This window comes from Microbacterium oxydans (assembly GCF_006540085.1).
GTDB lineage: Bacteria > Actinomycetota > Actinomycetes > Actinomycetales > Microbacteriaceae > Microbacterium > Microbacterium oxydans.
Genome location: NZ_BJOG01000005.1, coordinates 214,850 through 226,761, shown reverse-complemented (window position 1 = coordinate 226,761; position 11,912 = coordinate 214,850). Strand labels below are relative to the sequence as shown.

At 67.9% G+C, this 11,912-nt stretch carries 14 protein-coding genes; 9 read left to right on the top strand and 5 right to left on the bottom strand.

Going from position 1 to position 11,912, the window contains the following annotated elements; genetic code table 11:
* Complete coding sequence (locus MOX01_RS12280; protein ID WP_141369917.1) at positions 1 to 1,311, bottom strand: UDP-glucose dehydrogenase family protein; 1,311 nt, start codon at positions 1,309 to 1,311, stop codon at positions 1 to 3.
* Positions 1,312 to 1,670: 359 nt separating this feature from the next.
* On the opposite strand from MOX01_RS12280, the gene MOX01_RS12275 reads away from it, so the two are divergent.
* The 5 genes from MOX01_RS12275 to MOX01_RS12255 all read left to right on the top strand — a co-directional run bounded on the left by MOX01_RS12275 (position 1,671) and on the right by MOX01_RS12255 (position 7,140).
* Positions 1,671 to 3,947 (top strand): polyribonucleotide nucleotidyltransferase, encoded by a 2,277-nt coding sequence (locus MOX01_RS12275; RefSeq protein WP_046748310.1) that lies wholly within the window; start codon positions 1,671 to 1,673, stop codon positions 3,945 to 3,947.
* Between the two features lie 218 nt (positions 3,948 to 4,165).
* Positions 4,166 to 5,194, top strand: a complete 1,029-nt coding sequence (locus tag MOX01_RS12270) for an aldo/keto reductase (protein ID WP_218867343.1) — start codon at positions 4,166 to 4,168, stop codon at positions 5,192 to 5,194.
* 69 nt (positions 5,195 to 5,263) lie between these two features.
* Positions 5,264 to 5,866, top strand: a complete 603-nt coding sequence (locus MOX01_RS12265; RefSeq protein ID WP_046748311.1) for a histidine phosphatase family protein — start codon at positions 5,264 to 5,266, stop codon at positions 5,864 to 5,866.
* Between the two features lie 99 nt (positions 5,867 to 5,965).
* Complete coding sequence (gene dapB, locus MOX01_RS12260) at positions 5,966 to 6,706, top strand: 4-hydroxy-tetrahydrodipicolinate reductase (RefSeq protein WP_058630523.1); 741 nt, start codon at positions 5,966 to 5,968, stop codon at positions 6,704 to 6,706.
* Positions 6,706 to 7,140 carry a hypothetical protein gene (locus tag MOX01_RS12255; RefSeq protein WP_058630524.1) on the top strand — a complete coding sequence of 145 codons (435 nt, stop codon included), beginning with the start codon at positions 6,706 to 6,708 and terminating at the stop codon, positions 7,138 to 7,140. Before dapB ends, MOX01_RS12255 begins: the two co-directional genes overlap by 1 nt.
* 32 nt (positions 7,141 to 7,172) lie before the next feature.
* Here MOX01_RS12255 and MOX01_RS12250 read toward each other — a convergent pair whose 3' ends face one another.
* The 3 genes from MOX01_RS12250 to MOX01_RS12240 form a co-directional block, all read right to left on the bottom strand.
* Positions 7,173 to 7,598, bottom strand: a complete 426-nt coding sequence (locus MOX01_RS12250) for an OsmC family peroxiredoxin (RefSeq protein WP_046748314.1) — start codon at positions 7,596 to 7,598, stop codon at positions 7,173 to 7,175.
* An 80-nt stretch (positions 7,599 to 7,678) separates the two neighbouring features.
* Positions 7,679 to 8,254 carry a DUF4395 domain-containing protein gene (locus MOX01_RS12245; protein ID WP_058630525.1) on the bottom strand — a complete coding sequence of 192 codons (576 nt, stop codon included), beginning with the start codon at positions 8,252 to 8,254 and terminating at the stop codon, positions 7,679 to 7,681.
* Positions 8,255 to 8,274: 20 nt separating this feature from the next.
* Positions 8,275 to 8,688 (bottom strand): TlpA family protein disulfide reductase, encoded by a 414-nt coding sequence (locus tag MOX01_RS12240; protein WP_046748471.1) that lies wholly within the window; start codon positions 8,686 to 8,688, stop codon positions 8,275 to 8,277.
* 117 nt (positions 8,689 to 8,805) lie between these two features.
* Between MOX01_RS12240 and MOX01_RS12235 the strand changes: the two genes are divergently transcribed.
* Genes MOX01_RS12235 through MOX01_RS12225 form a run of 3 tightly spaced genes read left to right on the top strand, consistent with a single transcriptional unit; the run spans position 8,806 to position 10,849 of the window.
* Entirely contained in the window at positions 8,806 to 9,615 is an 810-nt protein-coding gene (locus MOX01_RS12235) for a thymidylate synthase (RefSeq protein WP_141369915.1), read from the top strand.
* On the top strand, positions 9,612 to 10,088 hold the full coding sequence (locus MOX01_RS12230; protein WP_058630527.1) for a dihydrofolate reductase: 477 nt from the start codon (positions 9,612 to 9,614) through the stop codon (positions 10,086 to 10,088). Before MOX01_RS12235 ends, MOX01_RS12230 begins: the two co-directional genes overlap by 4 nt.
* A complete protein-coding gene (locus MOX01_RS12225; RefSeq protein ID WP_058630528.1) occupies positions 10,088 to 10,849 on the top strand; it encodes an SDR family NAD(P)-dependent oxidoreductase in 762 nt (253 codons plus the stop codon). Before MOX01_RS12230 ends, MOX01_RS12225 begins: the two co-directional genes overlap by 1 nt.
* A 32-nt stretch (positions 10,850 to 10,881) precedes the next feature.
* Here the strand turns inward: MOX01_RS12225 and MOX01_RS12220 are convergent, their stop codons facing one another.
* Positions 10,882 to 11,445, bottom strand: a complete 564-nt coding sequence (locus tag MOX01_RS12220) for an NUDIX domain-containing protein (protein ID WP_061017547.1) — start codon at positions 11,443 to 11,445, stop codon at positions 10,882 to 10,884.
* A 45-nt stretch (positions 11,446 to 11,490) separates the two neighbouring features.
* On the opposite strand from MOX01_RS12220, the gene MOX01_RS12215 reads away from it, so the two are divergent.
* On the top strand, positions 11,491 to 11,910 hold the full coding sequence (locus tag MOX01_RS12215) for an EF-Tu/IF-2/RF-3 family GTPase (RefSeq protein WP_082738535.1): 420 nt from the start codon (positions 11,491 to 11,493) through the stop codon (positions 11,908 to 11,910).
* Positions 11,911 to 11,912 lie beyond the last annotated feature (2 nt).

Genomic DNA, 11,912 nt, shown 5'->3' with positions numbered 1-11,912 from the left:
TCAGCGCCGACCCATGCCGTGGTACTGCCAGCCGGCGGCGCGCCACGCGGTCGAGTCGAGGCAGTTGCGGCCGTCCACGATGACCCGGCCCCGTACGAGTGCCCCGGCGTGCTCCGGCGAGAGGTCCCGTCGATACTCATCCCACTCGGTGACGACCACGACGGCATCGGCCTCCCGCAGCGCCTCGTCGCGGTCACGGGCGTAGCCCAGCTGCGGATGCGCCTTGGCCGCGTTGTCGACGGCAGCGGGGTCGGTGACCACGACATCAGCGCCCAGACCGCGAAGACGCACGGCGACGTCGAGGGCCGGTGAGTCCCGGATGTCGTCGCTGAAGGGCTTGAACGCCGCTCCCAGCACGGCGATCCTGCGACCGAACACCAGACCGCCCAGTGCATCCACGACGAGCTGCACGGCTCGATCGCGACGCCGGAGATTGATCGTGTCGACTTCACGCAGGAAGCCGACCGCCTCGCCGCGGCCCAGCTCTTCCGCCCGCGCGGCGAACGCCCTGATGTCCTTGGGCAGACAACCGCCGCCGAATCCGATGCCCGCGCCGAGATAGCGCCGCCCGATCCGTGTGTCATGGCCGAGCGCATCGGCGAGCAGAGCGACGTCTGCGCCGGACGCCTCCGCGATCTCCGCCATCGCGTTGATGAAGGAGATCTTCGTGGCGAGGAAGGCGTTCGCCGCTCCCTTGACCAGTTCCGCGGTCGCGAGATCCGTCACCAGGAACGGCACCCCGCTTTCGACGGCGGCACCGTACACGTCACGGAGGATCCAGACCGCGCGCTCGCCGGCGGCATCCGACTCGGCACCCACGACGAGACGGTCCGGTGTCAAGGTGTCGTGCACGGCCCAGCCCTCGCGGAGGAACTCCGGATTCCAGACGAGCGTCGCACCCGTGGGGGAGATGCGAGCGGCGAGCTCGCCTGCGGTGCCGACGGGAACGGTGGATTTGCCGGCCACCACGTCTCCTGGGCGCAGGTGGGGGAGCAGATCGTCGACAGCCGCGTAGACATAGCGGAGATCTGCGGAGTGCGCACCCGGGGCCTGTGGGGTGCCGACAGCGAGGAAGTGCACGTCTGCGCCCCCGGCATCGGCCATCCGCGCGCTGAAGCGGAGCCTTCCGGTCGACAGGCCTTCCGCGATGAGCTCGGCGAGTCGTGGTTCGAAGAACGGCGCAGCGCCCGACGCGAGCGCGGCGACCTTGTCCCGGTCGACGTCGATGCCCACGACGTCGTGTCCCAGGGAGGCCATGGCGGCGGCATGAACGGCTCCGAGATATCCGCAGCCGATGACGGAGAGGCGCATGAACCCACCACAGCGGATATCCCCCTCGCTTCGGCATCCACGGGGTGAACGTGTCGTGGCCGGTCGATGTCGGATCCGCGTCGCGCGCCGACTCGCAGGATTCGAGGTCCGCGCTGATAGAGTGGATGAGGTTGATGTCTGTCAACCGCACAATTTCATATCGACTCATGGAGCGATCGGCGGAGAAGCTGGTCCCCTGTGGTGGGTTCCTCGGCAGATGTCGGGTGGCTTTCTACTGGTGGCCAGCGCAGGCGAGATTCGCGGGAATGCCCGCGCGCCCGAACCCTTCCGTTCCGCTCCTTTGAACATGCTCGCGCGTCACATGGATTCGCGAGTCTAAACAAAGAAGGAGAGACCTCTTGGAAGGTCCTGAAATCACCGCCACCGAGGCCGTTCTCGACAACGGCCGCTTCGGCACCCGCACCATCCGCTTCGAGACCGGCCGCCTCGCGCAGCAGGCTCAGGGCGCAGTCGCCGCGTACCTCGACGGCGAGACCATGCTCCTCTCGGCCACGAGCGCAGGCAAGCACCCGCGCGAGGGCTTCGACTTCTTCCCGCTGACGGTCGATGTCGAAGAGCGCTCCTACGCCGCCGGCAAGATCCCCGGCTCGTTCTTCCGTCGTGAGGGTCGTCCCTCCACCGAGGCGATCCTCGTCTGCCGTCTCATCGACCGTCCGCTGCGTCCGTCGTTCGTCGACGGCCTGCGTAACGAGGTCCAGGTCGTCATCACCGTGATGTCGATCGCTCCCGGCGAGTTCTACGACGCTCTCGCCATCAACGCCGCATCCGCGTCGACCCAGATCTCGGGTCTCCCGTTCTCTGGCCCCGTCGCCGGTGTGCGCCTCGCGTTCATCCCCGGCCAGGGCGAGCACGCCGACCAGTGGGTCGCGTTCCCGACCGCCGAGCAGGTCGCGGAGGCCGTGTTCGACCTGATCGTCGCCGGTCGTGTCGTCACCAAGGCCGATGGCACCGAAGACGTCGCGATCATGATGGTCGAGGCTGAGGCCACCGAGCACAGCTGGAACCTGATCAAGGCCGGCGCCACCAAGCCGAACGAAGAGATCGTCGCTCAGGGTCTCGAGGCCGCGAAGCCGTTCATCGCTCAGCTCGTGAAGGCTCAGGCCGAGCTCGCCGCCACGGCGTCGAAGGAGCCGGGCGTGTACCCGGTCTTCCCGGCGTACAGCGACGAGGTCTACAGCTTCGTGTCCGAGCGTGCGTTCGCCGAGCTCAGCGACGTCTACCAGATCGCCGACAAGGTCGAGCGTCAGACCGCCGACGACGCGATCAAGGACCGCGTGAAGGCGGAGCTCATCGAGGCCACCGAGGCGGGTTCGCTCCCGGCCGCAGCCCCGCTCGAGTTCTCGGCCGCGTACAAGTCGGTCACCAAGCGGATCGTCCGCGGTCGCATCCTCACCGAGGGCGCTCGTATCGACGGTCGTGGGCTGGCGGACATCCGTCCGCTCGACGCCGAGGTGCAGGTCATCCCGCGCGTGCACGGCTCTGCGATCTTCCAGCGCGGCGAGACCCAGATCCTGGGTGTCACCACGCTGAACATGCTCAAGATGGAGCAGCAGATCGACTCGCTGTCGCCTGTGACGAGCAAGCGTTACATGCACCACTACAACTTCCCGCCGTACTCGACCGGTGAGACCGGCCGTGTCGGTTCGCCGAAGCGTCGCGAGATCGGGCACGGCTTCCTGGCCGAGCGCGCCCTCGTGCCGGTGCTGCCGAGCCGCGAGGAGTTCCCGTACGCGATCCGTCAGGTGTCCGAGGCGCTCAGCTCCAACGGTTCCACCTCGATGGGCTCCGTCTGCGCGTCGACCCTGTCGCTGCTGAACGCGGGTGTGCCGCTGCGCGCTCCCGTCGCCGGTATCGCGATGGGTCTCGTGTCGGACGAGGTCAACGGTGAGACCCGCTACGCGGCTCTGACCGACATCCTGGGTGCGGAGGACGCACTCGGCGACATGGACTTCAAGGTCGCCGGAACCAGCGAGTTCGTCACGGCCATCCAGCTGGACACCAAGCTCGACGGCATCCCGACGCAGGTTCTCGCCGGTGCGCTCACCCAGGCTCGTGAGGCTCGTCTGACGATCCTCAACGTCCTGAACGCTGCGATCGACGCGCCCGACGAGATGGCGCCCACCGCGCCTCGCGTCATCAGCGTGCAGATCCCGGTCGACAAGATCGGCGAGCTGATCGGTCCGAAGGGCAAGACGATCAACGCGATCCAGGATGAGACCGGCGCGCAGATCTCCATCGAGGAGGACGGCACCGTCTACATCGGCGCCACCGACGGCCCGTCGGCTGAGGCCGCTCGTGCCCAGGTCAACGCGATCGCCAACCCCACCAACCCGGAGGTCGGGGAGCAGTTCCTCGGCACCGTCGTGAAGATCGCCACCTTCGGTGCGTTCGTCTCGCTGCTCCCGGGCAAGGACGGCCTCCTGCACGTCACCGAGGTGCGCAAGCTCGCCGGTGGCAAGCGGGTCGAGAACGTCGACGACGTGCTCTCGGTCGGCCAGAAGATCCTCGTGAAGATCACGAAGATCGACGACCGTGGCAAGCTCTCGCTCGAGCCCGTCCTCGACGACGCTCCTGCCGCTGAGGCTGCCCCTGCAGAGGATGCAGCCGCCGAGTAAGCACGACGTTCGAACGGAACCCGGGCCTCTTCGCGAAGAGGGGCCCGGGTTTCGTCGTCCAGTGGTGTGACCAAATCGTTATCCGGTGTTTCCGCGCCGTTCCCCGGATTGGTCGGGGCGTCCGGGGAATTCGCTTACTCTCGAAGTACGCACCGGGGGGTGCAGGTCCAGCAGGTACGCAGGTCGGCACGCACCGATCGACGCGGGGGTGAGAGAGAATGCGGTTGTTCAGCGTAGGCGCAGGAGCGTCTGAGGAAGGCGCCAAGCAGGGCGTTGCCGAGCATCCGTCCGCGCCCATCCCGATCGTCGGACCGGGGATAGGGGAGTCCATCCGCGTCGCCCTGGGCGAAACGGGTTTCGAGACGTTCCCGCTGATGCTCGGCGCGGCGGAGTTCGGCTGGAACGTCGATCTCGAGACCAGTCACGGCATTCTCGACCGCTATGTGGAGTTCGGCGGAAACGCCATCCACACCGCTGACGGCTTCTCCGGCGGACGCAGCGAGCACATCATCGGGCAGTGGTTGCGGTCGCGCGGTCAGCGCGAGCGCAGTGTCCTGAGCGTCCGCATCGGCGCCCACGCCGACAACCCGGGCCTCGGTTCCGTCAACCTCGTGCGTGCCGTCGAGGGATCGCTGACCCGGCTCGGTGTCGACCGCATCGATGTGCTCTATCTCGATGCCACCCTCGACGCGACGACCAACCTCGAAGACACCTTGGCGACCGTCGAATGGATGACGGATGCCGGGAAGATCGGTTCGGTCGGTGCATTCGGTTTCGCCCCGGAGCGACTCGTGGAAGCACGCATCCTGGCCGCGGCCGGTTACCCGCGCATCCAGGTGATCGACACTCCCTACAACCTGGTCCGCCGTCAGCCGTTCGAGGGTGATCTTCGCCTCGTGGCCGGTGCGCAGAACCTCGCCGTCACGCCGTCGCACGCGCTCGAGCACGGATTCCTGTCGGGTCGGCATCGCAGCAAAGCGCTCACGTCGCGCGGTGTGCGTGGCGAGCAACTGCGTGGTCATCTGAACCGCCGGGGGATCAAGATCCTGCGCGCTCTCGATCAGGTCGCCGAGGAAGTGAGTGCTCCTGTCGCGGCGGTCTCCATCGCCTGGTTGCTCGCTCAGCGCACGATCGCCGCGCCCATCGTCAACGCGTTCGCGAGCGATCACGTCGATGAGCTGATGCAGGGAGCGGGTGTCTCGCTCTCGCGCAGCCAGGTGTCCGATCTCACCCGGGCGGGTAACTGAGCTTCCAGCCGCCCGTGACATAGGGTGGAAGAGAGGTCCGGCGGATGCTGGCGATGAAGCGAGCGATTTGTGACGCACTACATTTATCTGGTCAGACACGGTGAACATCAGGATGCCGAGTACGGTCTCGCAGACGGACCCCTCTCGCCGAGGGGGCAACGTCAGGCGGAGCTGATCGCGGATCGGCTGTCCGGGCTCCCGCTCGACGCCGTCTGGCATTCCCCGCTGTTGCGCGCGAACGAGACGGCGCGGGCGATCGCGGCTCGTCTGCCGTCGGTGGATCCCGAGCCCACCGCGCTGCTGTTCGACTGCGTCCCGACCGGGATGACGGAGGAGACTCCTTCCGTGTTCGAGCCGTTCTTCGGTTCCGTCACCGAGGCCGAGATCGAGGCGGGGCGGGCGCAGATGTCCGATGCCGTCAATGAGTTCCTGGTGCGCAAGACCGGAGACGTGCACGAGGTGCTCATCACCCACAACTTCGTGATCTCCTGGTTCGTGCGGGAGGTGCTCGCCGCACCGGAGTGGCGGTGGATGACCCTGAACCAGTCCCATTGCGGGCTGACGGTGATCGCTCAGAAGCAAGGGCGGCCGTGGACGCTGCTCACGCACAACGACACCGGCCACCTTCCGGTGGAACTGCGCACCGGGATCCCCGATGCGCTGCTGGTCTGAGCGCCCTGCTCCGACGCGCCTCCGCGGTGTCGCGGAATCCGAGGTGTCTGCCCGCGCGCCCCTGACCGTGCGCTGTCGGCCGCGAAATAGACTGGATGCATGACCACGCAGGTAGCACTCGTCGGCGGAACCGGGAAGCTCGGCACGATCATCGGTGCGGTGATCGATGAGCTCGACGGGTTCGAGGTGAGCCGTGTGCTGACCTCTTCCAGCGATCTCGCGGAGATCGACGGTGCCGACCTGGTCGTCGATGCATCGACGCCGCAGGTGAGCATCGAGGTGGTGCGCGCAGCCGTCGAACGTGGCATCAACGTGCTGGTCGCGACCTCGGGCTGGTCGGCGGAGCGGATCGCGCTCGTACGTCCTCTCGTCGAGGCGGCCGGCACCGGTGCCGTCTTCATCCCGAACTTCTCTCTCGGCTCGGTCCTCGGGTCAGCGCTGGCGGCGGCCGCTGCGCCCTTCTTCGGCTCGGCGGAGATCATCGAAGCGCACCGCGAGACCAAGATCGACTCGCCGAGCGGAACGGCCGTGCGGACCGCGGAACTGATCGCGACCGCGCGCGCGGAGCAGGGGCCCGTCAGCGCACCGCATGCGGACCAGCGTGCCAGGGGGCAGCAGGTCGGCAGTGTGCCCGTCCACTCTCTGCGGCGCCCCGGGGTCGTCGCCAAGCAGGAAGTCATCCTCTCCGGCCCGGGCGAGTCGCTCACCTTCACACACGACACAGTGGACTCGGCTCTCGCCTATGCCCCGGGGATTCGGCTCGCCGTGCCCTTCGCGCTGAAGGCCGACGGCGTGTTCGTGGGTCTCGAGCACATGATCGACATCGGCATCCGATCGTGATGTCGCGTATCGGCGTCGCGTTGATGGCCGCGGCGCTGCTCCTCTATCTCGCCGTCGCGATCTGGCTCGCGGTGATGTTCATCTCGGTCGGCACCGGCGTGTCCATCGGCATGGGGGTCACCCTGCTCGTGCTGGCACCGATCGGAGCATGGGCGCTGGTCCGGGAGATGATGTTCGGCTTCGGCGCCGATCGTCTGGGACGCCTCCTCGATGCGGAGGGCGGGATGCCTCCGGTCGAGACGGAACTGACGCCCAGCGGGAGGATCGCCCGCGCGGATGCCGATCCGCTGATCGCCCGGTACGCCGCAGAAGCGGATACGGCGGGTGACGATTGGCGGGCGCGCTATCGGCTGGGTGTGGTCCAGGACGCGGCGGGCCGCCGGAAAGACGCCAGGGCCAGCATTCGCGAGGCGATCCGGCTCTCGCGCCGCTGACCCTGGTGTCCTGAACGGATTCCGCGCCGCGATCAGGCGAGTGTCGCCTCCAGGGTGATATCGATCCCCGAGAGCGCCTGAGACACCGGGCAGCCCGTCTTGGCTCCGTTCGCGATCTCCTGGAACGCCTCGGGCGTGAGATTCGGGACCGTCGCATTGACGTTGAGGTGGCTGCCGGTGATGCCGACGCCCGGCTTGAACGTGACCGAGGCCGTGGTGTTGACGCGCTCCGGCGGAGTGCCGTTCTCGGCGAGCGCGTGGGAGAGCGCCATGCTGAAGCACGATGCATGCGCGGCCGCGATGAGCTCCTCGGGCGTCGTGGTCGTGTCGCTGCCCTCGCTGCGCGCCTTCCAGTTGATCGGGAAGGTGCCGAGATGGGACGACGAGAACGCGACCGTACCCGACCCCTCCATGAGCGATCCGGTCCAGGTGCTGGCGGCTTCGCTGGTGACAGGCATGATTCCTCCGGTTCTCGCACTGCGGGCGCAGCGTCGGCTGGTCGCCAGCCTACCGAGCGGCGGAGGGGCGGGGAACAGCCTCAGGCGGCGGCAGGCCTGCCGATGAGCCCCGCTCGCTGCAGCACGAGGTAGAGCTGGCAGCCCAGGCAGAAGGCGAATGCCGCGTTGAGGAAGGCCGCTACGAAGGCGGCAGCGGTCGCGATCGGCAGAGCCCACGGAACGCCGAGGAGGTGCAGCACGAGACCGATGCCCACCACGAAGAGTCCGACACCCTGCGAGAACCTCGGAGGGCGGGGGTCTTCGAGCTCGGCGGGCGGAGCGAGACGCGGTCGCACCGCTGTGCGGAACAGCGCGCCCCAGGGAGCGGTCCGCGGCGACACCACACCCCACAGGAACAGCGCAGCGGCGACGGCGGTGAGGAGGAAACCGGGATCGAGAGCGCGCTGTGCGAGGGAGGCGGAGGAGATCGCCCACCCCGTCGGCGTGAAGGAGGCATCGGCGAGCGGCTGGTACGCGAACCAGCCGAACGTCGCGGCACCCGCCTGCGCTGTGGATATCCCCGTCAGCGCGAGGAACGTCGCCACCAGCAGCAGCACCGCGGTGATCGCTGCGGCGAATCGGGGGCCTCTGGGGTCGATGCCGGCGGGATTGCTCATGGATGCTCCGTTTCTTCGGCTCAGAGGGTTGCGAGGGCGTCGGTGAGGGCATGCCGGTGAGGGACACCGTGGAATCGCGCGCGCACGGCACCCGACCCGTCCACGACGAAGGTGGTCGGTGTCTGGAGCACCTTGTAGCGGGTCGAGAGGTCGGGACGGTGAGTCAGATCCACCTCCACATGGCGGAGACCCTCGTGTTCGGCGGCGTATGCGCCGAGCAGCCTGCGCACCTGCGGGCACCGCGCGCACATCTCGGTGCTGAACTGCACCAGGGTCGCCCGGGACCCGAGTTCGGCGGAGTCCGCATCCGTGGGGACGAAGTGAAGCGTGCCGCCGTCGCGTCGCCGACCGTCACGGCGTCGCAGCGCGACACCGATGAGCGTCGCGAGCACGAGCAGTGCAGCAGCGAAGCCGAGGGCCAGGGCGGGAGACATGGGTCGAGGATATGCGGCTCCAGGGCGCTCGGGGCCGATGTTTCCGACGATGACGGCGACGTCCCGGGGGCGCGCTCATCCGCCCGACAGGGTGAGGGTGGCGGTATCGTGGCTGTCATGAGCGCAGCCGTCCCGACTCCTTATGAAGATCTGCTCCGAGACGTCCTGGAGAGCGGCACGCACAAGTCCGATCGCACCGGCACCGGCACGACGAGCGTCTTCGGTCGACAGATCCGCTTCGATCTGTCGAAGGGGTTCCCGCTCATCACGACCAAGCGCGTGCACTTCAAGTCCATCGCCTACGAGCTCCTCTGGTTCCTGCAGGGCGATTCGAACGTGGGGTGGCTTCGGGAGAACGGCGTCACGATCTGGGATGAGTGGGCGGACGAATCCGGCGACCTCGGTCCTGTCTACGGGGTGCAATGGCGTTCCTGGCCGACGCCCGACGGCGGCAGCATCGACCAGCTCTCCGAGGTGATCGAGCAGATCCGCCGCTCGCCCGACTCGCGGCGGCTGATCGTCTCGGCATGGAACCCCGCCGACATCCCCGCCATGGCGCTCGCACCGTGCCACGCGCTGTTCCAGTTCTACGTCGCCGACGGCAAGCTCTCCTGCCAGCTGTACCAGCGCAGCGCGGACATGTTCCTCGGAGTGCCGTTCAACATCGCTTCCTACGCGCTCCTCACGCTGATGATCGCTCAGCAGGTGCGGCTCGAGCCCGGCGACTTCGTCTGGACCGGCGGCGACTGCCACGTGTACGACAACCACGTGGAGCAGGTGCGCGAGCAGCTGAGCCGTGAGCCCTACGCATACCCGACGCTGCGTTTCGCGCGGAAGCCCGAGTCGATTTTCGACTACCGCTACGAGGATTTCATCGTGGACGACTACCAGCACCACGCGCCGATCAGGGCGGCGGTCGCGGTATGACGTGGGTGGGCTTGATCTGGGCCGAAGCGCACGGTGGCGTGATCGGCGCGGAGGGCGGCATGCCGTGGCATGTGCCAGAGGACCTGGCTCACTTCAAGGAAGTCACCCTCGGCGCTCCGGTCGTGATGGGGCGCAAGACCTGGGACTCTCTCCCTGAGCGCTTCCGTCCGCTCGCCGGCCGCGAGAACATCGTGGTGACCCGGCAGCAGGACTGGTCCGAAGAGGGCGCGCGTCGCGCGGCGACGGTCGCCGAGGCGGTCCGCGGACTCGACCGGGCATGGATCATCGGCGGTGCGGAGATCTTCCGACAGGTGATCGGCGACGCGGACCGTCTGGAGGTCACCGAGCTCGACCTGGACGTCGCCGGCGACGCGTACGCCCCGGACAAGAAGGGCTGGCGCCTGGTCGACGAGGGGGAGTGGCAGACCTCCCGCACCGGCGTCCGGTACCGCTTCCTGGGATACGAGCGCTGATGCCCACCGCGCTGATCACCGGAGCAAGCGCAGGGCTGGGCGCCGAGTTCGCCCGTCAGCTGGCGCGGCGGCGGGCCGACCTCATCCTGGTGGCGCGCTCGGTGGGCGCCCTCGAGAAGCTGGCGGCGGAACTGCGGAGCGAGTACGGGGTCGCGGTCGAGATCGTGTCCGCCGATCTGGCGGAAGAGGCAGGAGTCGAGAAGGTCGCGGAAAGGCTGCGCGACACCTCGGACCCCGTCGACCTTCTCGTGAACAACGCGGGGTTCGGACTGCCTCTGCAGTTCGCCGACAACGACATCGACGACGAGGTCCGTCACCTACGGCTGCATGTGGAGGCGTCGATGCGCCTCATGCATGCGGCGCTCCAGTCCATGCGCGGTCGCGGCGGGCGCATCATCAACGTCGCCTCGGTCGCGGGATTCATCTCGCGCTCGACCTACTCCGCATGCAAGGCATGGCTCATCGGCTTCAGCCGCTGGGCCAACGCCGAGTACGCGAGGGACGGAGTCTCCGTGACGGCGCTGTGCCCGGGGTTCACCCACACGTCGTTCCACGAGCGGATGGGGCTGCCGGTAGGTCAGGAGGGTGTTCCCGCCATCATGTGGCTGAATGCGCGCGACGTCGTCAGGATCGGCCTTCGCGATGCGGCGCTCGGCAAGTCGGTGTCGGTGCCGTCGCTGCGATACAAGGCGATCGTCGCTCTGGCGCGCGTGTTGCCGAGTTCACTCACCTCCGGTGTGGCGCGTCGCGGCCGGGTCTGATCACAGACCTTTCCGGGGTCGATCCGCGAGGTTCAGCGGAACCTTCCGAGCCGGATCCCGGCTTTCGCGATGGCGGCGATCGTCTCGCCGTCCGTGATCGTGTCCTCGGCGATCATCGTGAGGACGTCCTCGAACGGTACCCAGGAGACGGCACGGATGCCTTCTTCCGCCTGCGTCTCGGCAGAGACGCCGCGTGATGCGTCTTCGCCCGTGATCGGATGGAGGTCGCGGGCGAGGAAGACGTGCTCCGGGGCCTCGGCGATGCCGTTCAGAGCCAGCATGCCGCCGAGAGGGGTCCAGTCGGCCGCCTCGTACCCCGTCTCCTCGCGGAGTTCGCGCTGAGCCGCGACGAGTGGGTCCTCCCCGTCGCTGCCACCGGCCGGGATCTCGACGCTCGTGCCGACGGTGTATCTGTCGATCGTGACGAGGCACACGCGTTCGTCCTCGTCCATCGCGACGACGAACACGGCCGGATGCTGCATGGAGACGACGCCGTAGATACCCTCGTCGCCTGAGGGCCCCGTGATCCGGTCCTCTCGCACGCGGATCCATGCGTTCTCGTACTTCGTGTCGGTGCTTCGTGTGAGCCAGCCCATCCCACGAGCGTACGGCGGAGCGCCCCCGGTCCGTACGATCGGTGCATGGGTTTGTTCAGGAGAAAGCGCGATCCTCAGGGTGCCGATGAGATGCTTCGGGCGTACAACGCTGCGGAGGCCGCTCGTCTCGCGGACCTCACCGCGGGGATCTCCGCCGATACGGCCGCGCCCATGACTGTCGGCAGTGAGGCCGGAGCCGGAGAGGTCGCCGTCGAGGACGTGTTCAGGATCACCGGCCGCGGTCTCGTGGCCACGGGCAAAGTGAGCCGCGGTGTCGTCCGTGTCGGAGACGCCGTCTCGGTCATCCGTGACGGTGCCGCGCTGTCGACGACCGAGATCACCGGAATCGAGATGTTCCGCAAGCGCGCGAACGAGGCGAGGGCCGGTGACATGGTCGGGGTGCTCCTGGCAGGGAAGAACGACGTCGCCCGCGGGGACGTCATCCGCGTCTTCGCGTCCGCATGACC